Source organism: Rubrivivax albus (genome assembly GCF_004016515.1).
Lineage (GTDB): Bacteria > Pseudomonadota > Gammaproteobacteria > Burkholderiales > Burkholderiaceae_C > Rubrivivax > Rubrivivax albus.
The window spans coordinates 482669-505535 of record NZ_SACT01000003.1 but is presented as its reverse complement, the minus strand read 5'-3'; the positions used below and the strand labels follow the sequence as shown (position 1 = coordinate 505535).

At 71.2% G+C, this 22867-nt stretch carries 21 protein-coding genes; 10 read left to right on the top strand and 11 right to left on the bottom strand.

The window, feature by feature from the left end; translation table 11 throughout:
• Window positions 1-10: 10 nt before the first annotated feature.
• The 5 genes from ENE75_RS12965 to ENE75_RS12945 all read right to left on the bottom strand — a co-directional run bounded on the left by ENE75_RS12965 (window position 11) and on the right by ENE75_RS12945 (window position 4875).
• Window positions 11-1870: a dockerin type I domain-containing protein gene (locus ENE75_RS12965; RefSeq protein WP_128198716.1), complete on the bottom strand. Its 1860-nt coding sequence runs from the start codon at window positions 1868-1870 to the stop codon at window positions 11-13.
• Entirely contained in the window at window positions 1821-2885 is a 1065-nt protein-coding gene (locus ENE75_RS12960; RefSeq protein ID WP_128198715.1) for a PD40 domain-containing protein, read from the bottom strand. The genes ENE75_RS12965 and ENE75_RS12960 overlap by 50 nt, the downstream gene beginning before the upstream one ends.
• Before the next feature lie 8 nt (window positions 2886-2893).
• On the bottom strand, window positions 2894-3241 hold the full coding sequence (locus tag ENE75_RS12955) for a hypothetical protein (protein WP_128198714.1): 348 nt from the start codon (window positions 3239-3241) through the stop codon (window positions 2894-2896).
• Window positions 3242-3423: 182 nt separating this feature from the next.
• Entirely contained in the window at window positions 3424-4272 is an 849-nt protein-coding gene (locus ENE75_RS12950; protein ID WP_128198713.1) for a 23S rRNA (adenine(2030)-N(6))-methyltransferase RlmJ, read from the bottom strand.
• Window positions 4273-4332: 60 nt separating this feature from the next.
• Window positions 4333-4875 (bottom strand): OmpA family protein, encoded by a 543-nt coding sequence (locus ENE75_RS12945; protein WP_128198712.1) that lies wholly within the window; start codon window positions 4873-4875, stop codon window positions 4333-4335.
• 158 nt (window positions 4876-5033) lie between these two features.
• Between ENE75_RS12945 and ENE75_RS12940 the strand changes: the two genes are divergently transcribed.
• Entirely contained in the window at window positions 5034-6992 is a 1959-nt protein-coding gene (locus tag ENE75_RS12940) for a serine/threonine-protein kinase (protein ID WP_128198711.1), read from the top strand.
• Window positions 6989-8035: an AbrB family protein gene (locus tag ENE75_RS12935; RefSeq protein WP_375138492.1), complete on the top strand. Its 1047-nt coding sequence runs from the start codon at window positions 6989-6991 to the stop codon at window positions 8033-8035. The genes ENE75_RS12940 and ENE75_RS12935 overlap by 4 nt, the downstream gene beginning before the upstream one ends.
• Here the strand turns inward: ENE75_RS12935 and ENE75_RS12930 are convergent.
• On the bottom strand, window positions 8007-8579 hold the full coding sequence (locus ENE75_RS12930) for an MOSC domain-containing protein (protein WP_128198710.1): 573 nt from the start codon (window positions 8577-8579) through the stop codon (window positions 8007-8009). The genes ENE75_RS12935 and ENE75_RS12930 overlap by 29 nt on opposite strands.
• Window positions 8580-8765: 186 nt before the next feature.
• On the opposite strand from ENE75_RS12930, the gene ENE75_RS12925 reads away from it, so the two are divergent.
• The 3 genes from ENE75_RS12925 (at window position 8766) to ENE75_RS12915 (ending at window position 11919) form a co-directional block, all read left to right on the top strand.
• Window positions 8766-10646 carry a phosphoenolpyruvate carboxykinase (GTP) gene (locus ENE75_RS12925; protein ID WP_128198709.1) on the top strand — a complete coding sequence of 627 codons (1881 nt, stop codon included), beginning with the start codon at window positions 8766-8768 and terminating at the stop codon, window positions 10644-10646.
• A gap of 10 nt (window positions 10647-10656) precedes the next feature.
• Window positions 10657-11421: a metallophosphoesterase gene (locus tag ENE75_RS12920; RefSeq protein ID WP_128198708.1), complete on the top strand. Its 765-nt coding sequence runs from the start codon at window positions 10657-10659 to the stop codon at window positions 11419-11421.
• A 75-nt stretch (window positions 11422-11496) separates the two neighbouring features.
• The gene (locus tag ENE75_RS12915) at window positions 11497-11919 is read left to right on the top strand and encodes a universal stress protein (protein ID WP_128198707.1); all 423 of its coding nucleotides are present in this window, start codon (window positions 11497-11499) and stop codon (window positions 11917-11919) included.
• A 36-nt stretch (window positions 11920-11955) separates the two neighbouring features.
• Here the strand turns inward: ENE75_RS12915 and ENE75_RS12910 are convergent, their stop codons facing one another.
• A complete protein-coding gene (locus ENE75_RS12910) occupies window positions 11956-12558 on the bottom strand; it encodes a TetR/AcrR family transcriptional regulator (RefSeq protein WP_128198706.1) in 603 nt (200 codons plus the stop codon).
• Window positions 12559-12590: 32 nt separating this feature from the next.
• Window positions 12591-12806 (bottom strand): hypothetical protein, encoded by a 216-nt coding sequence (locus ENE75_RS12905; protein ID WP_128198705.1) that lies wholly within the window; start codon window positions 12804-12806, stop codon window positions 12591-12593.
• Between the two features lie 126 nt (window positions 12807-12932).
• Here ENE75_RS12905 and ENE75_RS12900 point away from each other — a divergent pair, with 126 nt between their 5' ends.
• Window positions 12933-14279, top strand: coding sequence for an Hsp70 family protein (locus ENE75_RS12900; protein WP_128198704.1), 1347 nt, complete (start codon window positions 12933-12935; stop codon window positions 14277-14279).
• Here ENE75_RS12900 and ENE75_RS12895 read toward each other — a convergent pair.
• On the bottom strand, window positions 14251-14940 hold the full coding sequence (locus ENE75_RS12895) for a YecA/YgfB family protein (RefSeq protein WP_128198703.1): 690 nt from the start codon (window positions 14938-14940) through the stop codon (window positions 14251-14253). The genes ENE75_RS12900 and ENE75_RS12895 overlap by 29 nt on opposite strands.
• Before the next feature lie 211 nt (window positions 14941-15151).
• Here ENE75_RS12895 and ENE75_RS12890 point away from each other — a divergent pair, with 211 nt between their 5' ends.
• Genes ENE75_RS12890 through ENE75_RS12875 form a run of 4 tightly spaced genes read left to right on the top strand, consistent with a single transcriptional unit; the run spans window position 15152 to window position 20182 of the window.
• Window positions 15152-16672, top strand: a complete 1521-nt coding sequence (locus ENE75_RS12890; RefSeq protein ID WP_128198702.1) for a CoA-acylating methylmalonate-semialdehyde dehydrogenase — start codon at window positions 15152-15154, stop codon at window positions 16670-16672.
• Window positions 16669-18087, top strand: coding sequence for a M28 family peptidase (locus ENE75_RS12885; protein ID WP_128198701.1), 1419 nt, complete (start codon window positions 16669-16671; stop codon window positions 18085-18087). Before ENE75_RS12890 ends, ENE75_RS12885 begins: the two co-directional genes overlap by 4 nt.
• Window positions 18088-18099: 12 nt before the next feature.
• Window positions 18100-18573, top strand: a complete 474-nt coding sequence (locus ENE75_RS12880) for a DUF3237 domain-containing protein (RefSeq protein ID WP_128198700.1) — start codon at window positions 18100-18102, stop codon at window positions 18571-18573.
• Window positions 18574-18583: 10 nt separating this feature from the next.
• Entirely contained in the window at window positions 18584-20182 is a 1599-nt protein-coding gene (locus ENE75_RS12875) for a GGDEF domain-containing protein (protein ID WP_128198699.1), read from the top strand.
• Between the two features lie 12 nt (window positions 20183-20194).
• Here the strand turns inward: ENE75_RS12875 and ENE75_RS12870 are convergent, their stop codons facing one another.
• The gene (locus tag ENE75_RS12870; RefSeq protein WP_128198698.1) at window positions 20195-22087 is read right to left on the bottom strand and encodes a PhoX family protein; all 1893 of its coding nucleotides are present in this window, start codon (window positions 22085-22087) and stop codon (window positions 20195-20197) included.
• Window positions 22088-22097: 10 nt separating this feature from the next.
• Window positions 22098-22838, bottom strand: a complete 741-nt coding sequence (locus ENE75_RS12865) for an ABC transporter permease (RefSeq protein WP_375138491.1) — start codon at window positions 22836-22838, stop codon at window positions 22098-22100.
• Window positions 22839-22867 lie beyond the last annotated feature (29 nt).

Below are 22867 nucleotides of genomic sequence, written 5' to 3'. Positions count from 1 at the left end.
TTCGGAAAACTCAGGGCGTCTTGCGCAGTTGGCAGTACCTGTAATCAGCCACATTGATCTTGCCGTCCTTGTTGGCGTCGTACGGGTCGTCCGGGCCGGTGGGTGTCTGACCGTTGCGGCCGCGGATCAGCAACAGGTCGGCGTTGTCGACCTTGTCATCCTCGTTGACATCACACTCCAGCCCGGACTGCGACGACACCGTCAGGTCGTACAGGATCGGCGAATCCCCGGCCGTGTTGGCATTCAGGCGCGTCTGGATCTGGATGTACCGCCCGGCCACCGCGAGCGCTGCGTTCTTGGCCACCGGCTGGTAGGCCTGCAGCGGCAGGTTGGCTTCGGTGTCGGCCGCGCGGGCCTGCACGATGACGCCGGCACCGTTGGGCACCAGGTCGTTCCAGTCGATCGTGCTCCACGGGGTGCCGGCCGCACCGCCGTCGTAGACCACCGTCCAGGTGCCGGTCGGTGTGGTCACGTTGCGGGCGGCGAACCCGGCGGCGTCGCTGTAGGTGTACGGCAGGTTACCGACCGGGAAGACACCCAGCGGCGCGCCGTCGGTGCCGCGATACTTCTTGACGCGCCCCGACGTGGCGAATTCCATCTGCCAGACGTCGTTGTTCGAGTCCACCTGGATGCCGACGGCAAAGGTCCCACCGCCTTGCAGTGGTGCCGTCCACTGGACGACGCCTGCCGGGGAGACCTTCTGCACGGTGGTCTGGCCACCAATGATGTCTCCCGCGCCATCGACCACGATGCCGTACGTCCCTACACCGAAACCGATGTTGCTGAAGGTGTTGGTGGACGGGTCGAACTTGCGGTTGCATTGCCCCTGGACGACGATGCCGTTGCCCAGACCGATCCCGTAGCAGCCGCCGCCGGCGTTGAACGACGAGACGGTGTACGGCCCGGTGTTGCTGGCCGTGTTCTCGATCTTGCCCAGCAGGCTGCTCAGCCCTGCACTCCAGAGGGTGCCGTTCTGGTCGATCAGGCAGCCATAAGGCGTCAGCGCACCGGCATTGGGCTGGCCGGCCGTCGGTGTGGTGGACACCGGCCCTGCCAGCTGCGATCCGTCCGCCGCGTTGTACTTGTAGTACGTGCGCGTGTTGTAGTTGCCCATCCACAGGTTGCCGTCGGTGCCGATGCACATCGACCGGCCGAGCCCGCTGTTGTCACCCACTGGCACCACCCAGGCGATGCGTTCGTCGGTGATCTCCGCCTGGTCGATCAGACCGTTGCCGTTGGTGTCGCCCATGGCCAGCGGCAGAGGGCCGGTCGAGGTGTCGACCACGCCGTTGCCATTGCGGTCGATGAAGCCCTCGGCCAGGATCTTCATCAGTTGCGGTCGGTTGCCTGGCCCGCAACTGTTGAAGCACCGGTTCAGGACGTAGGCATTGCCTTCCAGGTCTACCGCCGTGCGCGACGGCGCCGGGCCGGAGTAGGCGTTGTTCAGGTGGTTGACATGCCCTGGCTGGCCGGCCGGTCCGAACCACGTGCGATAACGCGCCAGCTCGACGTTGTTGATGGTGTCGAACTTCGACACCGTGTCCTCGCCGGCGTTGGCGACCCACATGACGGGAAAGGTCGTTCCCACCGCATTGAGCTGCAACTGGTTGCTGTTCGGGGCGTCGTAGTTGACGCCGGACAGCACGCCGAGCGCGAAGTCGGCATCGACCGTGTAGGTCTTGGACGCCGCAGCCGCGAGCCCGACCATACCCAGCCCGGTGGCGAGGGCGACGAGCCGAAGGGCGCTGCGTGCGCCGCTGTAGGAGTTCGGTGTTCTCTTCATGGAAAGTCCTTGGCGAATGCTGGGGACGAAGAACGGCTCAGCGTGGCAACGCCGGCCGGGTGATGTGATCCATGTCGTGCGAGGCATGCTGCGCCAGAGATCTGGTCTCGCCGCCCGCGATGGGCACCTCGTATAGCAGCGATGTGCCTGATCGCAAGCTCGCGAACACGATGTGCCGGCCTTCGGGCGTCCAGCGTGGATCGAAGTCGTCGCCGGCATGCGCCGACACGTTTGTCAGCCCGCTGCCGTCGGCCTTCACGACGAAGACCTCGGTGCGCGGGTCACTGGGGTTGAGGCCGCTGCCAGCGAACGCGATCCACTGGCCGTCGGGCGACCAGCGCGGCGCCTCGGCTGACAAGCCGCCGTGCGGGGCCAGCACGTCGCGCGTCTCGCCGCTGGCGAGGTCGGTCACCATCAGCGGAAGGCGGCCGCGTTCACGAGCGATCCAAGCCACCGAGCGACCATCGGGCGACAGGCTGAAAAACGCTGCACCGCGACGACTGGTCTTGCTGGACACTTCGCGCAGGTTTTGGCCGTTGCGCGACAAGATCCAGACCTGATGGCGGCGATCCCCGTCGGTACCGATGAACGCGATGGTTTGCCCATCGGCAGACCAGTCGGGGCGCGCAGGGCCGAGCGAATCGCCTGGTGCAGGAACCGAAAGCAGCGTGTTCGCTCGCAGATCCTGGACCATCACCCGCTTGGCCCCGGTCGACGGTTCGAGCGAGAAAAAGGCAATCGCGCTACCGTCGGGAGCCCAGGAAGGGGCCGTCTCGACCGTGCCGCTATCGGAAGGTGTGAGCTTGCGGGCCGGTGATGCGGGATCGTCGGCGACATACACCGATGAACGACCATCGTGCAGGCGAACGAAGGCCACCTTGCCTGCCGACGACAACGTGGGCTGCAGGTTGACCGTGCGGCCCTGCGTCAGCTGGTGCTCCTTGCCGTTGGCGTCGCGCACGAAGATGTGCGCGTCACCGGCGCGCAGGGAAACGAAGGCCACGTCGGCCTTGGCCGCCGCGGCAGCCAGGGCGGCAGGGGAGCCGGACAGCAGCGCAGCAGCGCCGAGCAGGCAGGCCGTGTGCAACGCGGGCGTGCGCATCGCGGCGCTCAGTCGATGACGTTGAAGGCAGCCGTGGCCACGGCCTTGCCCTTCGCGTTGACGACCTTGACCTTGTGCAGGCCTCGCTCGGTCCCGGTGGCCGTGTAGCTCAGTCGCCCCTTCGCATCGGTGACGGCGCTGAAGTGCGCCTCGGCCCCGGAAGGCGACACGACGACGACGGTGAGCGCACTGTTGGCGCCGAAGCCGCGACCATCGAAGCTGGCGGCCTCGTTGGTGCGCACCATCGACGGGCCGGCAAACTGCGGTGCAGCCCAGGCGGCCGTGGCCAGCAGGACTGTGACCAGACCTGCGCCAAGCCGGGCGGCGGCTGGGCGAGAGGCGCGTGTCTGCGACATGTGTGTTTCTCCTCGACGTTGAACAACGGGCCGTCAGCACGACGCTGATCGGACGAGTTCATGCTCGCGCGAAGAGACCCTGCCGGCAACGCGGGGGTGTCAAGTTTTCCTGAATCCAGACCCCGTGTTTCAGGGGGAGTAGCGAGCTGGTCCCTAGAACTCGGGACGGCGTTTGACGGTCGTCAATGCCCGATCTCGACCAGCGGGCGCGCGTTCGGCCCCGTGCCCAGGGCCGGCGCCAGCCAGGCTAGCGTGTCTGGCAGCGCGCTGGTCAGCGTGTGCGGCGGATTGATCACGAACACGCTGCTGCCGAACATGCCAAAGCCCTTGGCGTCCGGCGCACCCACCGTCAGGCGCGCGTGCATCCAGCCCTTCTTCGCCGGTGACGCGGCGGACTTCAGCCGTTGCGGCAGCTGCGCCGCCTCCAGCAGCTGAAGTTGCGGCAGCCAGACGATCACCGTGCCGTCGGCAAAGCGCTCGAGCGCTTCTCGAACCGCGGCGAGCACGCGCGCATAGTCGGTCTTGATTTCGTAGGGCGGGTCGATCAGCACCAGACCGCGCCGCGTGGGTGGCGGCAGCTGGCCTTTCAGCGCCGTGAACCCGTCGACCATGCGCACCTGCACGCCGGGCTCGCCACCCAGGTAGCTGGCCAGGATCTTGTGGTCGGTGGGGTGCAGTTCGAACAGCTTCAGCTCGTCCTGTGGCCGCTTCAGCATGTGGGCGAACGCCGGCGAGCCTGGGTACTGCGCCAGGCGCCCGTCGGCGTTGAACGCCCGCACCAGGCCCACGTAGTCGGCCACCGCGGGGGGCAGGTCGTCGCGGCCCCACAGCCGACCGATGCCCTGCACGAACTCGTCCCGCTTGTGCGCCGGGCCGCCTTCGAGGGAATAGCCGCCGGCGCCGGCGTGGGTGTCCACCAGGCGCCAGCCCTTCTCCTTCAGGTTGAAGTGCCGCAGCACCTGGACGAGCACGAGGTGCTTGAGCACGTCGGCGTGGTTGCCGGCGTGGAAGGCGTGGCGGTAGGCGAGCATGCGCGATGGTGCCATGCCCGCCGCGCTGCCCGCGGGTGCGGCCGATGCCGCACCGGGGGTTCAGCGGGTGGTGACGATGGTAACGCGCCGGTTCTCCGGCGCGGTGGGCTGCTGCGCGTTGAGCAGTTCGCTCGCACCCTTGCCCACCGGCTGCAGGCGATCGGCCGGCAGGCCATAGCGGTCCATCAGGTAGGCCACCACCGACTGCGCGCGTTCTTCGGACAGACGCAGGTTGTAGTCGACACCGCCGCGCGGGTCGGCGTGGCCTTCGATGCGGAAGGAGAACCCGGCCAGCCGGTCGGACTTGAGCGCCTTGCCCACCTCGTCCAGTGCCGACCGGGTCTCTGGCGTCAGATCGGCGGAGCCGGTCTGGAACGTGATCAGCAGCCCGGCGCGTCCCGCCGCCTGGGCCGACGGTGCGGCGCCGGTGAGCGTCGGCCGGATCGAGCGCGACTTGGCTTCGTCGGCCGGCGTCAGCGCGTCGACCAGGGCCGACTCGGTGATCTGCCCCGGCTTGAGCAACGGCTCGGCGGCATGGACGGTCATGGCGGCCAGGCCGACGACCAGCAGGGCGACGAACGGGGTGAAGCGGTGACGACGCATGGCGGACTCCGTTGGAATGGCCGAGACATTGTCGACGCCGGGCATGCCTGCGTCACTCCCTCGCTCGGCGGAGGGGGGTTCGTGACGGGGATCACGGCGTACCATCGCGTGCACGCGCAGCCGCGCCGAAATACGAAGGCCCGCAGGCCAGCCGCCCGATGAGCTCACCCTTCGACGACGACGAGGCCACTGGCTTCGAACCCACGCGGGCCTTCACGCCGCCGCCACCACCCCCGCCGCCACAGCCGACGCTGGACGCGGGCAACGCGCTGCCTGCTGGCACCCGGCTGGCAGAATTCGAGGTGCTGGGCGTCGTCGGCGAAGGCGGTTTCGGCATCGTCTACCGGGCCTGGGACCATTCCCTCAAGCGCCAGGTGGCGCTGAAGGAGTACATGCCCTCGTCGCTGGCGCAGCGAACCGCCGGGCTGATGGTGTCGGTGCGCTCCGACAAGTACAAGGAGACCTTCCACGCCGGGAAGGCAAGCTTCGTCAAGGAAGCGCGCATGCTGGCGCAGTTCGACCACCCGGCGCTGGTGAAGGTGTTCCGCTTCTGGGAGGCCAACGGCTCAGCCTACATGGTGATGCCGTTCTACGAGGGCATCACGTTGCGCCAGGAGCTGCGCGAGCGCAAGGCCGCGCCCGACGAGGCCACGCTGCTGGGCTGGCTGGGCCCGATCGCCGACGCACTGGCAGTCATTCACGCCGAGTACTACTACCACCGCGACATCGCGCCCGACAACGTGCTGCTGCTGGCCGGCTCGCGCCGCCCGGTGCTGCTGGACTTCGGCGCCGCCCGCCGCGTGATCGGCGACATGACGCAGGACCTGACGGTGATCCTCAAGCCCGGCTACGCGCCGCTGGAGCAGTACGCCGAGATACCGGGCATGAAGCAGGGGCCGTGGACCGACGTCTATGCGCTTGCCGCGCTGGCCTACTACGCCATCCGCGGGCGCACACCGCCGCCGTCGGTGGGCCGGGTGGTCAACGACAGCTACGAACCGCTGACGAAAGTGGCCACCGGCCGCTACAGCGAGCGGGTGCTGAAGGCCATCGACCGCGCGCTGGCCGTTCGGCCGGAGCAGCGCACGCCGTCGATCACGGCATTCAAGGTCGACCTCGGCCTGGCACCGCCACCGGCCGACCCGCAGGCGCTGTTCCCGGCCAGCCAGCCCGCCACCGAAACGGCGGACCTGGCGCTGGACGTCACCGTGCCCAGTCCGCGGCCGGCCCCGTCTGCGCCCGTACCTGTATCACCGGCGTCGCCCGATGTGCCCACGATGGTGGTGCCGCCGCCGGCGACGGCGGTCGAACGCACCCGCGCCGTGCCGCGTCCGGCCGTGCCGGTGCCTGCGCCATCGCCAGCGGGTACGCCTCCTGCCGCTGCCGGCGGACGTCGAGGCCTGCTCGTCGGTGGTGTCGTGGCCGCTGCGGTGGTGGCCGGCGGTGCCCTGTGGTGGGGGCGGGCCCCGGCGCCTGCCGTGGACGGGGGCGTCTTGCCGGCGCCGCCGGCCTCCCCTGCGGCGGCCCCATCCCCATCACCTGCCCAGGCCACGGCGCCGGCGCCGTCCCCGGTGCCTCCCTCGGCCGCTGCGCCGGCCGGCTTCGACGCCCCCGCGGCCTTCGAGCGCGTGGTGACGGCAGGCTCGGCATCGTTGACGCCGACGCTGGCCGCAGCACAGACCCAGTGGCGCATCGACCGCGACAAGCTGGTCTTCACCGTCACGTCGCCGGCCGACGGCCATGTCTACGTCTTCAACCATGGCACCGACGGCAGCCTGCTGCAGCTCTACCCGAACGCGCAGACGCCGGACCTGCGCATCCGCGCCGGCCAGCCGCTGACGCTGCCGCAGCGCGGGCTGCAGCTGGACGTGGCCGGGCCCGAGGGCATCGGCCGGCTGCTGGTGATGGTGTCGCGCTGGCCGCGTGACATGACGGCCTTCGCGCCGAAGGTGGAGGGGGGCTTCACCAGCTTCCCCACCGGCAGCGTGGCCGCGGCGCTGGAAGGCGCGAACGCCGGCCGTCTGCCGCTGCTGGCCGGTCAACCGGTGTGCACCGCAGGCGCCGACTGCAGCGATGCCTTCGGCGCGGCGGTGATGCGTCTCGAGGTCGTGCGCTGAGCCCCGCCGCCGGCCGGGCGGCGCGCATCGCGGGCACGCTGGCGGGGGCCGCGCTGGCCGGATGGGCGGCCGCGGCGGCGCAGGTGCCGCTGCCGTGGATGATCGGGCCGCTGCTGTTCAGCGCGCTGGGCGGCGTCCTCGGGGTGCCGGTGGCCGCGTCCTCACGGCTGCGCAATGCCGGCCAATGGGCCATCGGCGTAGCGCTGGGCCTGTATTTCACCCCCGTGGTGGGCGCGATGGTGCTGGCGCTGGCCCCGGCCATCTGTGTCGGCGTGCTCTGGGCGCTGGCGCTGGGCTGGGGCTTCCACCGCTGGCTGGCCTGGACACACCCCGACGAGCGGCGAGCCACCACCTGGTTCGCGGCGGCCATCGGTGGCGCCTCCGAGATGGCGGTGATGGCCGAGCGCGCGGGTGCACGCGTGGATCGCGTGGCGGCGGCGCATTCGCTGCGTGTGCTCATCGTCGTGGTCAGCGTGCCGTTCGCGATGCTGTGGACCGGCGCCCACGGGGCGGACCCGACCCAACCCGCGGCGCAGGCCGTGGCCGTGCAGGGTCTGGCCTTGATCGTCGTGCTGACCCTGGCCGGTGTGGCGCTGATGCATCGGCTCGGCCTGCCCAACCCCTTCGTGCTCGGGGCGCTGGCCGTGACCGCAACCTTGACCCTCGCCGGCGTGGAGCTCTCAGCCCTGCCCCGCTGGGCCACGAACGCCGCACAGCTGTTCATCGGCGTCTCGCTGGGGGCCCGCTTCACGCCGGACTTCGCGCGCGCCGCCCCGCGCTGGCTGGCGGCGGTGGCCGCCGGCACGGTGGGCATGCTGCTGCTGTCCGCCGGCTTTGCCTGGGCGCTGGCTGCCGCCATCGGCCTGCACCCGGCCACGGCGGTGCTGGCCACCTCGCCGGGCGGCATCGCCGAGATGGCCATCACGGCCAAGGTGCTGCAGCTGGGCGTGCCCACCGTCACCGCCTTCCACGTCGTGCGCTACGTGGCGGTGCTGCTGCTGACCGGGCCGCTGTTCAGGGCCGCCGGCCGAGCTTCGCCCTGAACAGCTCGCGCAGGTTGACCTCGCGCGGCCCGGGCTCGAGCCGGATCCGGTCGCCGGCCTGCACCCGGCCGGGCGTGACCACGCCGAGGTAGCTGCCGCAGAAGCCCGACTGCGCCATCAGCTTGCCGGCCTGCGCAAAACCCATCACCGCCGCGAACTTGGCACAGGGGAAGCGCGGCTCGCTCACCGCCAGCACGCAACCGGGCAGCACGAGGCGGTCGCCCACCCACAGGCGGTCCTCGGTCAGACCTTCGATGGTGAGGTTCTCGCCCAGCAGGCCGGGCGGCACGGGGGCGTCCCAGGCCGCCACCCGCGCCTGCGCGCGAACGGTGCGCCAGAAGCCGAAATGCTCCGACGGGTAGGCGTACACGGCCTTGGCCAGGCCGCCGTGCACCGTGGGGTCGGCCTGTTCATCGCCTTCCATGCCAAGTGAGTACACGCTGACAGAGCTGTCCACAGGTTGCTTGCCGATGGCGCTGGCCACCTGCCGCCCACCGACATCCAGCGGCGCACAGCGCCCGACGTTCACACTCAGCACACGCATCAGCTCATACCGTTTCTGCATGACCCCCGCAGCGGGGGCAGTTACGGGGTGATTACATTGGGGCGAGAATGCCGGTCCCCCGGTTCCCTGGGCGGTATTCGGTGAGCGCCGGAGGCCACGCTGAAGCGGTGGCGTGTGGCGGTGCTGACCGAATCCCGCTTTGTCACTTTGCCGATTGGAGAACCGATGAACCGTCCCGTGATGGAAGGGCTGCGGCTGAACGTGCCCGCCTACGTCAAGCATGCCCGCCTGGTGGCCTGGGTGGCCGAGATCGCAGCCCTGGCCGAGGCGTCCGAAGTCTACTGGTGCGACGGTTCCGAGGCCGAATACCAGCGCCTGACCGAGCAGCTGGTGGCCGCCGGCACGCTGATGAAGCTGAACGCGGCCAAGCGCCCGAACAGCTTCCTGGCCCGCAGCGATCCGAGCGACGTCGCCCGCGTCGAGGACCGCACCTACATCTGCAGTGCCACCAAGGAAGCCGCCGGCCCAACCAACAACTGGATGGCCCCGGCCGAGATGCGCGCGCTGCTGCAGACCGGTGACAACGCGCTGTTCAAGGGCTGCATGCGCGGCCGCACGATGTACGTGGTGCCGTTCTCGATGGGCCCGCTGGGCTCGCACATCGCGCACATCGGCATCGAGCTCACCGACAGCCCCTACGTGGCCGTGAGCATGCGCACGATGACGCGCATGGGCGCGGCGGTGTTCGACGTGCTCAAGGAAGACGGCGACTTCGTGCCCTGCGTGCACACCGTGGGCGCGCCGCTCGCCGAAGGTCAAGCCGACGTACCCTGGCCCTGCAACCAGACCAAGTACATCGTGCACTACCCCGAGACGCGCGAGATCTGGTCCTACGGCTCCGGCTACGGCGGCAATGCGCTGCTGGGCAAGAAGTGCTTCGCACTGCGCATCGCCAGCACCATGGGCCGCGACAGCGGCTGGCTGGCCGAGCACATGCTGGTCCTGGGCGTGACGTCGCCGGAAGGCAGGAAGTACCACGTGGCGGCCGCCTTCCCCAGCGCCTGCGGCAAGACCAACTTCTCGATGCTGGTGCCGCCCCAGGGCTTCGAGGGCTGGAGCGTGACCACCATCGGCGACGATATCGCCTGGATCAAGCCGCACAGCGACGGCAAGCTCTACGCCATCAACCCCGAGGCCGGCTACTTCGGCGTTGCCCCGGGCACGAACTACCACACGAATCCGAACTGCATGGATTCGCTCAAGCGCGACGTGGTGTTCACCAACGTGGCGCTCACCGACGACGGCGACGTGTGGTGGGAAGGTATGACCGACGAGCCGCCGGCGCACCTGATCGACTGGCAGGGCCGCGACTGGACGCCGGAAATCGCCAAGGCCAACCCGGTGAACGGCAAGCCGCGCCCGGCGGCGCACCCGAACGCCCGGTTCACCGTCAGCGCGATCCACAACCCGGTGCTCGACACCGAGTGGGACAACCCCGCCGGCGTGGCCATCGACGCCTTCATCTTCGGCGGCCGCCGCAGCACCACGGTGCCGCTGGTCACCGAAGCCCGCGACTGGACCGATGGCGTCTACATGGCCGCCACCATGGGCAGCGAGACCACCGCCGCTGCCGCCGGCCAGCAGGGCGTGGTGCGCCGCGACCCGTTCGCGATGCTCCCCTTCGCCGGCTACAACATGTCGGACTACTTCCAGCACTGGCTGGACCTGGGCGCCAAGCTGGAAGCCGCGGGCGCCAAGCTGCCGAAGATCTACTGCGTCAACTGGTTCCGCAAGGGCGCCGACGGCAAGTTCGTCTGGCCCGGCTACGGCGAGAACATGCGTGTGCTGCACTGGATCCTCGGCCGCGTGGACGGCAAGGCCGAAGGTGCGGAGAACATCTTCGGCACCAGCCCGCGCTACGACGACCTGCGCTGGGACGGCCTGGATTTCACGCGGGCGCAGTACGACAGCGTGATCTCGGTGGACCGCCCGGCCTGGGTGGAGGAGATGAAGCTGCACGCTGACCTGTTCCAGCAGCTGGCCTACCACCTGCCGCCGGCGCTGGAAGCCACGCGCCAGCGCATCGTGCAGAAGCTGGAAAGCTGACCGCGCAATGATGCGCCTGCAGGTCCTGTCGGACCTGCACCTGGAGACCGAAGCCTTCGACCCCGAGCCTGCGCCCGGGGCCGAGGTGCTGGTGCTCGCCGGCGACATCGACAGCACCTGGGTCGGCCTGGACCGGTTCCGCGGCTGGCCGGTGCCGGTGCTGTTCACGCCGGGCAACCACGAGTACGACCGGCGCGAAGTCGACGAGGCCGACGCGCGACTGCGCGATCACGTCGAGACCCTGGGTTACGTCTGGCTGCAGCGCCGGGCGGTGGTGATCGACGCGGCCGATGGTCGGCGCGTGCGCTTCATCGGCGTCACGCGCTGGAGCGACTTCGACCTGTTCGGCGCCAATGGCCGCGAACGTGCGATGCGCGCCGCCGGCTACTTCCAGCGCGTGATGCAAGCGACGCGTCACGGCCTGCCGTTCGATGCGGAGGCAGTGCGTGCCCTCGGGCTGGCCGACCGTGCCTGGCTGGCCGAAGCGCTGGCGGAACCGGCGGCGGGCCGCTGGGACGCCACTGTCGCGGTGACCCATTTCGCCCCCAGCCTGCGCAGCGCCGACCCGCGCTACGGCCGTCAGCCCGGCACGGCCAGCTTCTGCAACGCCGACGACGACCTGCTGCCGCGTGCCGCACTGTGGCTGCACGGCCACCTGCACTGCCGGCACGACTACCGCGACGCCAGCGGCACCCGCGTGCTGTGCAACGCCCGAGGGCTGACGGCCAAGGGCGAGGATGCCGGCTGGGATCCGTTGCGCGCGGTCGAGGCTTGAGCCCGGTCAAGCCGGGGCATGACCCCTGTGGGACACTGACCGCATCACGATCACCACCCGACGCAGGAGACCCCCATGAAGATCCTCATCGCCGTCGACGGCAGTTCCTTCACCAAGCGCATGCTGGCCTACCTGACGGCGCACGACGAGTTCCCCGGGCGTGGCCACGACTACACCGTGCTGCACACCGTACCACCGGTGCCGCCGCGCGCCGCGGCGGTGCTCGACAAGGCCACGCTCGACGGCTACTACCAGGACGAGGCGGAAAAGGTCTTCAAGCCCATCCGCAGCTTCCTGGGCAAGCAGGGGCTGGAGGCCAAGTTCACGTACAAGGTGGGCCACGCGGCCGAGACCATCGCAGCCTTCGCCGAGAAGGGGAAGTACGACCTGATGGTCATGGGCTCGCACGGCCACGGCTCGCTGACCAACCTGGTCATGGGTTCGGTGGCGACCAAGGTGCTCGCCAAGTGCAGCGTGCCGGTGCTGCTGGTCCGCTGACCCCGGCAGCCAAGGGCAGGCCCGGCGCCCGCCGGGTCAGCGCGTCCTGAGCCCGCCGAAGCAGGTGCGCAGGACCAGGTCGACGATCTGCGCGTCTTCCATCTGTCCGGCCGCCTTCAGGAAACCGGGCACCGGGTCGCAGGCGCGGGCGAAGATGGTGTAGAGCACCACCTCGGGTGGCAGGCCGGGGTCGATGGCGCCGTCGGCCTGGGCCTGCTGGATCCAGGCGCCGAGCTGGTCGCTGACCTGCATCAGCAGGTCGATGTAGGCCTTGCTGCCCAGCAGTTCCGCACGCAGGGTGGAGTTCTGCGATGGCAGCGTGGGCATCTCGCCGGCCAGCTGCACCTCCAGCGCCCAGCGCGTCACCGCCTCGAGCTTGTCGATCGCGGCGAGGCTGGCGGGCTGCTGGTCGATCACGGCGGCGGTGTGCTGCAGCACGCGCACCATGGCCGCAGCGGCCAGCGCTTCCTTGGACGGGAAGTGCTTGTACAGGCTGGCCTTGGCGATGCCGACGTCGGCGGCCACCTCGTCCACCGTCATCAGGTCGAAGCCCTTCTCCGCCAGCAGCCGGTTGACGGCCGAGACGATCGCGTCCTCGCGGACCTTCAGGACTTGCTCTCGGAATGATCCTCGGGCCATGGGGCCCAGATTCTAGGCGCCTGCGGACAACCTCAGGCGCCGCAGGACTTGCGGACCTCGGAGCGGTCCCACCAGGGGGCTTCGCTCCGGGCCGGTTCCGCAGTGCGCACCGAAGGTGCTGGCACCAGGCTGAGCTCCAGGCCGAAGCAGGTGCCCATGTCGGCCGGGTCGACCACGGCGGACACCGCCTGCGCCGGCTGGGTGCGCCGACGCCAGAAACTGCGCATCGAGGGGCGGGTCAGGTTCATCGGTGTCTCCCTGGTTGCACGTGACTGTGCATGGGTGCAGTTTCGGCGGTGTGACAGGACTCTGGAATCCTGAAGAGGGGGGACAACGTGATGCAGTTCCCTCGGCCCCCTAGAATCCGCGCCCCCATGTCGCCGCCTGCACACACCAACGACGCCGACACGCTGGCCGGCGTGTGTGCCATCGACTTCGGCACCTCCAATTCCGCGGTGGCGCTGCCGTTGCGCGCCGGTGGTGTGGCCCTCGTGCCGCTGGAGGCCGGCCAGCCGACGATGCCCACCGCGGTCTTCTACCTGGCCGATGGCCCGGCCCATGCCGCCGAGCCAGACCGCCTGTACGGCCGCGCCGCCATCGCTGCGTACGTGGACGGGCTCGACGGCCGCCTGATGCGCTCGATGAAGAGCCTGCTGGGGTCGGCCCTGCTCGACCAGCGCACCGACGTCGGCGCCGGCCGGGCCGTGCGCTACGGTGACGTGATCACGGGCTACCTGCGCCAGCTGCGCCGCCTGGGCGAGGCGGCGGCGGGCCAGCTGCTGCCCCGTGTGGTGCTTGGCCGCCCGGTGTTCTTCGTCGACGACGACCCGGCGCGCGACCGCGCCGCCGCCACGGCGCTGGCGCAGGCGGCGCGCGACGTCGGTTTTGCCGAGGTCCAGTTCCAGTACGAGCCCATCGCCGCCGCCTTCGCCCACGAGGCCGCGGCCACGGCCGAACACCTGGTGCTGGTGGCCGACATCGGCGGTGGCACCTCTGACTTCTCCCTGGTGCGCGTGGGCCCGGCCCGGCGCGCGCGGCTCGATCGGCAGGACGACATCCTGGCCAACCACGGCGTGCACGTGGCCGGCACCGACTTCGACCGCCGGGTGGAACTGGCCGCCATCCTGCCGCTGATGGGTCATGGTGGCCACGGTCCGGCGCGCCCGGGTCAGCCGCCGCGCGAGATCCCGGTCGGCCTGTACCACGACCTGGCCACCTGGCACCTGATCAACACCGTCTACGCCCCGGCCCGCGTGGCCGAGTGGAAGGCCATGCGCGGCTGGTTCGCCGACGTGCGGCAGCACACCCGCCTGATGACGGTGCTGCAGGAGCGCCTGGGCCACGCGCTGGCGGCCGCGGCCGAGCAGGCCAAGATAGACGTCGCCCTGCACGGCGCGGCCACGATCGCACTGGACGCCGTCGAGCCCGGCCTCGGCACCACACTGGATGCGCCCACCGCCGCGCGCGTGCTGCAGGCCGACCAGGCGCGCATCGTCGACGCAGCCCAGGAGACGCTGCGCCAGGCCGGCGTGGCGGCCACGGCGGTGCAGGCGGTCTTCTTCACCGGCGGCTCCACCGGTCTCGCTTCACTCGTGGACGGCATTGCCGCGGTCTTCCCGGCGGCCACGCCGGTGCGCGGCGACCGCTTCGCCAGCGTCGCCACCGGGCTCGGGCTGCACGCCCGGCGGGTGTTCAGCGGCGGGGCTTCGCCGGCGTCCTGACGGCCCGCCCGCCCGGCCGGGCCGCCGGACGGCGCGGTGGCGCCTTGGTGCGCGGCCGCGTCACGTCCGCGATCAGCATCACCGCGCGCACCAGGTCCTGCACCGCCTCGGCCAGGTCGGCCGGCGGCTCGATGGTCTCGATCACCGCCTGCAGCGGCTCGGCGTCCTCCAGGTCCTCGGCGTCGAAATGCAGGTAGATCAGGGCCAGCGGCTCCACCAGCTCCGGGTCCTCCATGGCCTGCAGCGCCGGGAAGCTGTCCAGCGCCGCGGCGAAGCCGGCCACCCAGGGCAGCACGCTGTCGGAGACCGCGGCTTCGTCGTCAGGGTAGATCCAGGGGTCGAACCAGTCGCGCGCGTCGATGGCGCGCTGCAGTTCGGCGTGGCGCCGGCCCACCAGCGCCATCAATTCGGCGGCATCGTGCCCCGGTGGCAGCGGCCGGCCTTCCACGTCCAGCACACCCGGCTGCCAGCGTGCTGGCGGCACCACCTGAGGTTGCAGGATCACACCGCACAGGTAGCCGTCGAGCGCCATCACGTCCATCGGCTCCAGCGGCGCCGGCAGCGCGGCCAGCAGGTCCTGCAGGCGGTCGAGATCGGCGTCGTTCAGGGGGGCGACGGACGCGTGCGCAGGGGCGCCGGAAGTGCGAGGGGGATGGGCCATGCGCGGATTGTCGTCCTTTGCCGCCGCCCCCCACCTTGCAGGATGGTGGGCGCCGGCCAGGGCCCTAGCATGCGCCCAGCGTCGGTCTCCGGCCGGCGCTTCGCTCCCAACGACGCCCTCGCGAGAGGGCTTGTCCAGGCCCGGCGCCTCACGGCGGCCGGGCTCTTTTTTGCGGCATAGTGGCAGGCTCGACGACCGCAGGAGACTTGCCATGGGCGCGCCCGATCCCTTCACCCAGACCACCGACGTCGGCCACTGGATCGGCGGCCGCGCCGTGCCCGGCAGCGGCGGCCGCCAGCAGGCGGTGTGGAACCCGGCCACCGGCCAGGTGGCGCGCCAGGTGCGGCTGGCCGAGGTGGCCGACGTGGAGGCCGCGGTGGCCGCTGCCAAGGCGGCCCAGCCGGCCTGGGGCGACACGCCGCCGCTGCGCCGCGCGCGGGTCATGATCGCCTTCCTGGCGTTGCTGAACCAGCACCGCGACACGCTGGCGGCCATGATCACCGCCGAGCACGGCAAGGTCTTCACCGATGCCCAGGGCGAGGTCACGCGCGGCATCGACATCGTCGAGTTCGCCTGCGGCATCCCGCAGCTGCTCAAGGGCGACTACACCGACCAGGTCTCCACCGGCATCGACAACTGGACGCTGCGCCAGCCGCTGGGCGTGGTGGCCGGCATCACGCCGTTCAACTTCCCGTGCATGGTCCCGATGTGGATGTTCCCGGTGGCACTGGCCTGCGGCAACGCGTTCATCCTCAAGCCGAGCGAACGCGACCCGTCGCCGTCGCTGTTCATGGCCGACCTGCTCAAGCAGGCCGGCCTGCCCGACGGCGTCTTCAACGTCGTGCAGGGTGACAAGGTGGCCGTGGACGCTCTGCTGACCCACCCGGACGTGAAGGCGCTGAGCTTCGTCGGCAGCACGCCGATCGCGCAGTACATCTACGAGACCGGGGCCCGCCATGGCAAGCGCGTGCAGGCCCTGGGCGGGGCCAAGAACCACATGGTGGTGATGCCCGATGCCGACCTCGACCAGGCGGTGGACGCGCTGATCGGCAGCGCCTACGGCAGCGCCGGCGAGCGCTGCATGGCCATCAGCGTGGCGGTGCTGGTGGGCGACGTGGGCGACCGCATCGTGCCGCGCCTGGCCGAGCGCGCGAAGGCGCTGAAGGTCATGAACGGCATGGAGCTGGCCGCGGAGATGGGCCCCATCGTCACGAAGGAAGCGCGCGACCGCATCGAGGGCTACGTGGCGCTGGGTGTCGAGGAAGGTGCCACGCTGGTGGTGGACGGCCGCGGCCTGAAGGTCCCTGGCCACGAGGCCGGTTTCTTCACCGGCGGCACGCTGTTCGACCATGCCACGCCGGCCATGCGCATCTACCGCGAGGAGATCTTCGGCCCCGTGCTAGTGTGCGTTCGCGTGCCCGACATGGCCGCCGCGCTGCAGCTGATCAACGACCACGAGTACGGCAACGGTGTGGCCTGCTTCACCAGCGACGGCGGCGTGGCGCGCGAGTTTGCGCGCCGCGTGCAGGTGGGCATGGTGGGCATCAACGTGCCCATCCCGGTGCCGATGGCCTGGCATGGCTTCGGCGGCTGGAAGAAGAGCCTGTTCGGCGACATGCACGCCTACGGCGAGGAGGGCGTGCGCTTCTACACCAAGCAGAAGAGCGTGATGCAGCGCTGGCCCGACAGCATCGGCAAGGGCGCCGAGTTCACGATGCCTGTGTCGAAGTGAGACGCCGGGCCTGCCTGGCCCTGCCGGCGGCGCTGCCGTGGCTGCCGGGCTGCGCCAGCCGGGTGCCTGCCGTGACCATGCCGTCGACCGCGTTCAGCGATGCCGACCTGCACCACGCCGCGGCGCTGCGTGATGCCGGCTTGCGCGACGGGCACGCCTGGCGCCTGTTGCGAGAACTGGCCGCCGGCGTCGGGCCGCGCCCGGCCGGCAGCGCCGGCGATGCGCGTGCCGTGGCCTGGGCGCAGGACGCGCTGCGTGGCCTGGGTCTGGAGGCCGTGCGGGCCGAACCGGTGCCGGTGCGCGTTTGGCAGCGCGGCCCGGCCGCGGCGCGCCTGACCGTACCCGCGGAGCGCCCGCTGGTGATGGCGGCGCTGGGCAACAGCGTGCCAGCGCCACCGGACGGTCTGGAGGCCGAGATCGCCTGGTACCCCGACCTGGCGGCCCTGATGGCCGACACCAGCGACCGTGCCCGCGGCCGCATCGTCTTCATCGACCAGCGCACCGAGCGCACACGCGACGGCAGCGGCTACGGGCGCGCCGTCGGCGCCCGCTTCGCCGGCCCGGTGGAGGCCGCGAAGCGCGGGGCGGTGGCGCTGGCCATCCGCTCCATCGGCACCGACCGTGCCGCCATCGCCCACACCGGCGCCACGCGGTACGACATCCGCGTGCCGCGCATCCCGGCGTTTGCCGTGTCGGTGCCCGACGCCGAGCACATCGCCGCGCTGCAGGCTGCCGGCACGCCGATGCGCCTGGCCTTCACGCTGCAGGCGCGGTCGGACGTGGAGGCCGTCACTCACAACGTGATCGCCGAGCTGCCGGGCAGCGACCTGGCGCACGAGGTGGTGCTGATCGGCGCCCACCTGGACAGCTGGGACCTGGGCCAGGGCGCGCTCGACGACGCGGCCGGCGTGGGCATCGTCAGCGCCGCCGCGGGTCTGATCGCCGCGGCGGGCCGCCGGCCACGGCGCACCGTGCGCGTGGTGCTGTTCGGCAACGAGGAGAACGGCTTCGACGGTGCACGCGCCTACGGCGACCGCCACGTAGGCGTCGTGCACCAGCTCGTGGCTGAGAGTGATTTCGGCGCTGGCGCTGTCTACCGCCTGTCGGCCCGCGTGCAGGCCGAGGCCTGGCCGCAGGTGCAGGCCATGGCGCAGGTGCTGGCGCCGCTGGGCGTGGAACTCGGCGCCAACACCGGCACGCCCGGCCCCGATGCGGCCGTGCTGATGCGCCGCCACCGCTGGCCGGCGCTGCAGCTGCACCAGGACGGCAGCCGCTACTTCGACGTGCACCACACCGAGCGCGACACCGTCGACCAGGTCGACCCGGCTGCGCTGCGCCAGAACGTGGCCTGCTGGGCCGCCTGCACCTGGCTGGCGGCGCAATCCCCGGTGGCCTTCGGACCACCCTCGCTGTAGAAGAACGAGGCCATGAACGCACCCCTGCCCGAACCCCCGGCCCTCGTGCCGATGTGCCACATCCGCTGCGAGGTCGAGGCCCTCGTCACCCTGGGCCCGGCACCGCAGGGCGAGCGCCGCTTCGTGCCGCTGGGCGTCGGCACGGTCGACGGGCCCGAGCTGCAGGGCAGCCTGGTGCCCGGCGGCGTGGACTGGCAGGTGGCGCGTGCCGACGGTGCGCTGGAGATCGCCGCCCACTACGTGATCCGCACCCATGACGGCGCCCTGGTGGAGGTGCAGAGCAACGGCCTGCGCCACGGTCCGCCCGAGGTGATGGCACGCCTGGCGCGCGGCGAGGCGGTGGACCCGTCCGAGTACTTCTTCCGCACGCTGATGCGCTTCACCACCGGTCACCCCGACTGGCTGCACCTGAACAAGGTGATGGCTATCGCCCGCGGCCGGCGCGAGGCGCGCGCGGTGTTGCTGGACGTCTACCGACTGTGCTGATCGACGCACCATGACGGAGGACGGCCCGCACGACAGCGCTGAGCAGGCCCTGGCCGACGCCCAGGCCTGCCTGGACCGTGGCGCGCTCGACGCCGGCCTGGCGGCCGCCACGCGGGTGGCCGGGCTGGCCACCGACGACGCCAGCCGCGCACGCGCCGGCTGGCTGCAGGCCCAGTGCACCTACCGCCGCGGCGACTACGCGGGCGTGCTGGCACTGGCGGACACCCTGGCGCCTTTGCTGCGCGCAGAAGGTGGCGACATGCTGCGCGAGTTCCTGCGCAGCGTGGTCTTCGCGGGTGCGGAGATCGGCCGCTTCGACCTCGCCCTGCCCGCGGCCTACGAGTTGCACGCGCTGGCTGAGGCCACGGGCCAGCCGGGCCCGCGCTCGCAGGCGCTGAACGCCTTCGGCATCTGCTTCGAGCGCATGGGCGACCCCTGGCAGGGCGAACGGCTGCTGCGCGAGGCCCTGGCCGTGGCCCGCGAGGGCGCACCGCCGCGCGACCTGTTCACCGCCCTGAACAACCTGAGCGCAGTGCTGATCGGCGCCTACTACCTGCAGCGCGGCAGCGAAGTGAGCGCAGCCTCGCTGGCGGCGCTGGAGCGGGCGCTGCCGCTGGCCGAGGAACTGGTGGGCCTGCCGGGTGTGCCCGGCGACCCCTACATGTGCACCATCGCCGAGGGCAACCTGGGCGAGATCCTGGTGCACCTGGGCGAGCGCGACCGCTCCCACGCGCTGCTGGAGCGCAACCATGCCGAGGCCAGGCGCCTGGGGTTCGTGCAGCAGGCGCAGCGGCTGACCTGCTCGCGCGCCGAGTGGGCGTTGCGGCACGGCACGCCCGATCAGGCCCGGGTGCTGCTGGAGGCCATGCTGGCCGAAGCCGGTGGCCGCCCGCTCACGCCGATGACCGGGTTGCGTGCGCACCATGCGCTGTACCAGGCGCACAAGGCGCTGGGCGACACGTCCGCTGCGCTGCGCCACCTGGAGACGCAGTCGGAACTGCTGCGCGAGCGCATCGTTCAGCAACTGCGCGCGCAGTCGGAGCAGTTCATCACTCGGGTGGAGGCCGAGCAGTCGCGCCGGGAGGCCGACCGTCAGCGCGCCCGTGCACAGAGCCTGGAGGCCGACGCCCGCCGCGACCCGCTCACTGGTCTGGGCAACCGCCGCGCGGTGGAGCACCAGCTGTCCACGCTGCTGCGCGACGCCGCAGCCGCCGGCCAGCCGGTGACGATGGCCATGCTGGACCTGGACCGCTTCAAGCAGATCAACGACCGCCACGGCCACCTGGTCGGCGACCGCGTGCTGGTGGCCACGGCGCAACTGCTGCGCGAGTGCGTGCGCCATGGCGACCTGGTGGCCCGCATCGGCGGCGAGGAGTTCCTGGCCGTGCTGCCCGACGCCGACGCGGCACGGGCGCGGGAGATCTGCGAACGCATCCGCCAGCGCATCGCCGGCCACGACTGGGCGGCGCTGGCGCCGGACCTGACCGTGACGCTCAGTGCCGGCCTGGCCAGCACGCCGCCCTACGACGAGACGGCGCTGGCCACCCGCGCCGACCAGGCGCTCTACCGCGCCAAGGCGGCCGGGCGGGACCGCGTCGAGACCGGCTGATCAGCTGCCGGATCAGCCGCCGACGGGCCCGCCGTCGCTCCGGCGGATGGCCAGCGTGGCCGACCGCGGGCGCGTGGCCTTGGCGCCGTCGGGCCAGCGCGAGAAGCGCATGGGGTCGGCCGGGTCGCTCTTGTCGCGCGGGGTCTCTCCAGGGTGCTGCACGTTGACGAACATCGTCGTCGCGTCGGGCGTGAAGGCTGCACCGGCGATCTCGCAGCCCACCGGGCCGGTGAGGAAGCGCCGCACCTCGCCGCTGGTCACGTCGCAGGCCAGCATCTGGTTGTTGCCCAGGCCCGCGTACTCGCCTCGGCCCAGGGTCGAACTGCTGGCGTCGGTCTGGATCCACAGCAGCCCGCGCGGGTCGAACGCCAGGCCGTCGGGGCAGCCGAAGGCGTCGCCGCGGATCGTGCCCTTCGCTTCGGCGCGCGCGTTGGCCGGGTCGCCGGCCAGCAGCAGGTGGTTCCAGCGGAAGGTGGTGGCGTCGAAGTCGTCCTGTTCCGTCCAGCGGATGATGTGGCCCATGGTGTTCTGGGCGCGCGGGTTGGCGGCGTCCACGCCGGGCCGGCCCGGGGCGCCTCGGGCGGTGTTGTTGGTCAGCGTGCAGTAGACGGTGGTGCCGCCGGGCTCGATGGCCAGCCACTCCGGGCGGTCCATCTTCGTGGCGCCCAGGAGGTCGGCGGCCTGGCGCGCCTTGATGACCACCTCGCCCTGATCGGCAAAACCATTGGCGGGCACCAGCGGGCCCTGCCCGTGCACCAACGGCAGCCAGCGGCCGGTGCCGTCGGCATCGAAGCGCGCCACATGCAGCGTGCCGTGGTCCAGCAGCGTGGCGTTGGCCCGGGCCCCGCCGGGCGCGATGCGGTCGCGGCTGACGAACTTGTAGATGTACTCGAAGGCCGCGTCCTCGCCGGAATAGACCACTGCGCGGTTGTCCTTGGTCACTGCCACCCAGGCGCCTTCGTGGGCCGCGCGGCCCAGTGCGGTGCGCTTGACCGGCGTGCTCGTCGGGTCCATCGGGTCCACTTCGACGACCCAGCCGAAGCGGTGGAATTCGTTCGGGTGCTGCGTCGCGTCGAAGCGGGCGTCGTGGTCGCCCCAGCGCGCCCAGCCGGTGGCGCGCAGGCCCCAGCGGCGCTGATCGGCCGTGACGACCGGGCCGCCGTCGAAGTAGCCGGCCCAGTTCTCCTCGCCCGACAGGTAGGTGCCCCAGGGCGTCATGCCGGCGGCGCAGTTGTTCAGTGTGCCGAGGATGCGCGTGCCCGTGGGGTCGACCGCGGTGCGCATCAGCGCATGGCCGGCGGCTGGCCCGCCGACGGCGAACGGCGTGGCTGCCGTGAATCGCCGCGCGAAGCGCGACGGCCGCACCAGGCGCCAGCCGTCGGCGGTGCGCTCCACCTCGACCACGGAGATGCCGTGTGCCGCCTGCGCCTTGGCCACCTTGACCGCGTTCCAGCCGGCGGTGCCATCGGGGAACAGCAGGCCTTCGTCCACGTACTCGTGGTTCATCACCAGCAGGCCGCGGCGCGCGCCGTCCAGCGGGAAGTAGTGGATGCCGTCGTGGTGCATGCCCAACTGCAGCGCCTGCTCGGCGGCGGTGTCGGACGCGTCGGGGCGCCACGGCGGCATCGCACCCGCCACGCCTACCGGCTCGCCCCAGGGCGCGATCACCTGCGCCACGTAGCCTGTCGGCACCACCACCGTGTCGGCGCTGGACGTCGGCACGCCGATGAAGCCCAGCCGGGGCGGTGCGGCGCCGGCGGCGCAGCCGGCCAGCCAGGGCCCGTAGAGCGCGGCCGCGGCTGCACCCGTGCCCAGCCGCAGCAGCGTGCGCCGCGCCGGGTCGGACACCTCGTGGATGCTTCGGTTGCTGCTGCGGTTGCTGTCCTCGGGAGCGCCCAGGTCCATGCCACCTCCGTCAGAGCTTTTCGGTTTCGCCCACCTTGGGCTGCCACTTCATCAGCCGTTTCTCGATGCGGCCGACCAGCGCGTCCAGCACCAGCGCGAAGGCGGTCAGCACGATGATGCCGGCCATCACGGTGTTGATGTCGAAGGTGCCCTCGGCCTGCAGGATCAGGTAGCCCACGCCCTGGCTCGAGCCCAGGTACTCGCCCACCACCGCACCGACGAAGGCCAGGCCCACGCTGGTGTGCAGGCTGCTGAACACCCAGCTGGTGGCGCTGGGCAGGTAGACGTGGCGCAGCAGCTGGCGCTGGTTGGCGCCCAGCATGCGGGCATTGGCCAGCACCACCGGGCTCACCTCCTTGACGCCCTGGTAGACGTTGAAGAAGACGATGAAGAACACCAGCGTCACGCCCAGCGCCACCTTCGACGCGATGCCCAGCCCGAACCAGACGCTGAAGATCGGCGCCAGGATGATGCGCGGCATCGAGTTCATGGCCTTGATGTACGGGTCCAGCACCGCCGAGGCCAGCGGGGCCAGCGCCAGCCACAGCCCGCCGCCCAGGCCCAGCACCGCGCCGATGCCGAAGGCCAGCAGCGTCTCGACCAGGGTGACGCCCAAGTGGCGGTAGATGTCGGCATCCACCACGAACCAGTTCCAGATGCGTTCGCCCACGTGCAGCGGCTGGCCGAAGAAGAACGCGGCCTGGCGGTCGTTGTCGAACATCATCGGCGGGATCAGGCCGGGTTCGGTCATCACGTACCAGAACCCGATCAGCGCCAGCA

Bases quoted from the DNA above. Each gene is read 5' to 3' on its own strand.
- ENE75_RS12965 (WP_128198716.1), bottom strand. From the start codon at position 1,870: ATGCCTCGCACGACATGGATCACATCACCCGGCCGGCGTTGCCACGCT.
- ENE75_RS12960 (WP_128198715.1), bottom strand. From the start codon at position 2,885: ATGCGCACGCCCGCGTTGCACACGGCCTGCCTGCTCGGCGCTGCTGCG.
- ENE75_RS12955 (WP_128198714.1), bottom strand. From the start codon at position 3,241: ATGTCGCAGACACGCGCCTCTCGCCCAGCCGCCGCCCGGCTTGGCGCA.
- ENE75_RS12950 (WP_128198713.1), bottom strand. From the start codon at position 4,272: ATGCTCGCCTACCGCCACGCCTTCCACGCCGGCAACCACGCCGACGTG.
- ENE75_RS12945 (WP_128198712.1), bottom strand. From the start codon at position 4,875: ATGCGTCGTCACCGCTTCACCCCGTTCGTCGCCCTGCTGGTCGTCGGC.
- ENE75_RS12940 (WP_128198711.1), top strand. From the start codon at position 5,034: ATGAGCTCACCCTTCGACGACGACGAGGCCACTGGCTTCGAACCCACG.
- ENE75_RS12930 (WP_128198710.1), bottom strand. From the start codon at position 8,579: ATGCGTGTGCTGAGTGTGAACGTCGGGCGCTGTGCGCCGCTGGATGTC.
- ENE75_RS12925 (WP_128198709.1), top strand. From the start codon at position 8,766: ATGAACCGTCCCGTGATGGAAGGGCTGCGGCTGAACGTGCCCGCCTAC.
- ENE75_RS12920 (WP_128198708.1), top strand. From the start codon at position 10,657: ATGCGCCTGCAGGTCCTGTCGGACCTGCACCTGGAGACCGAAGCCTTC.
- ENE75_RS12915 (WP_128198707.1), top strand. From the start codon at position 11,497: ATGAAGATCCTCATCGCCGTCGACGGCAGTTCCTTCACCAAGCGCATG.
- ENE75_RS12910 (WP_128198706.1), bottom strand. From the start codon at position 12,558: ATGGCCCGAGGATCATTCCGAGAGCAAGTCCTGAAGGTCCGCGAGGAC.
- ENE75_RS12905 (WP_128198705.1), bottom strand. From the start codon at position 12,806: ATGAACCTGACCCGCCCCTCGATGCGCAGTTTCTGGCGTCGGCGCACC.
- ENE75_RS12900 (WP_128198704.1), top strand. From the start codon at position 12,933: ATGTCGCCGCCTGCACACACCAACGACGCCGACACGCTGGCCGGCGTG.
- ENE75_RS12895 (WP_128198703.1), bottom strand. From the start codon at position 14,940: ATGGCCCATCCCCCTCGCACTTCCGGCGCCCCTGCGCACGCGTCCGTC.
- ENE75_RS12890 (WP_128198702.1), top strand. From the start codon at position 15,152: ATGGGCGCGCCCGATCCCTTCACCCAGACCACCGACGTCGGCCACTGG.
- ENE75_RS12880 (WP_128198700.1), top strand. From the start codon at position 18,100: ATGAACGCACCCCTGCCCGAACCCCCGGCCCTCGTGCCGATGTGCCAC.
- ENE75_RS12875 (WP_128198699.1), top strand. From the start codon at position 18,584: ATGACGGAGGACGGCCCGCACGACAGCGCTGAGCAGGCCCTGGCCGAC.
- ENE75_RS12870 (WP_128198698.1), bottom strand. From the start codon at position 22,087: ATGGACCTGGGCGCTCCCGAGGACAGCAACCGCAGCAGCAACCGAAGC.
- ENE75_RS12865 (WP_375138491.1), bottom strand. From the start codon at position 22,838: ATGACCGAACCCGGCCTGATCCCGCCGATGATGTTCGACAACGACCGC.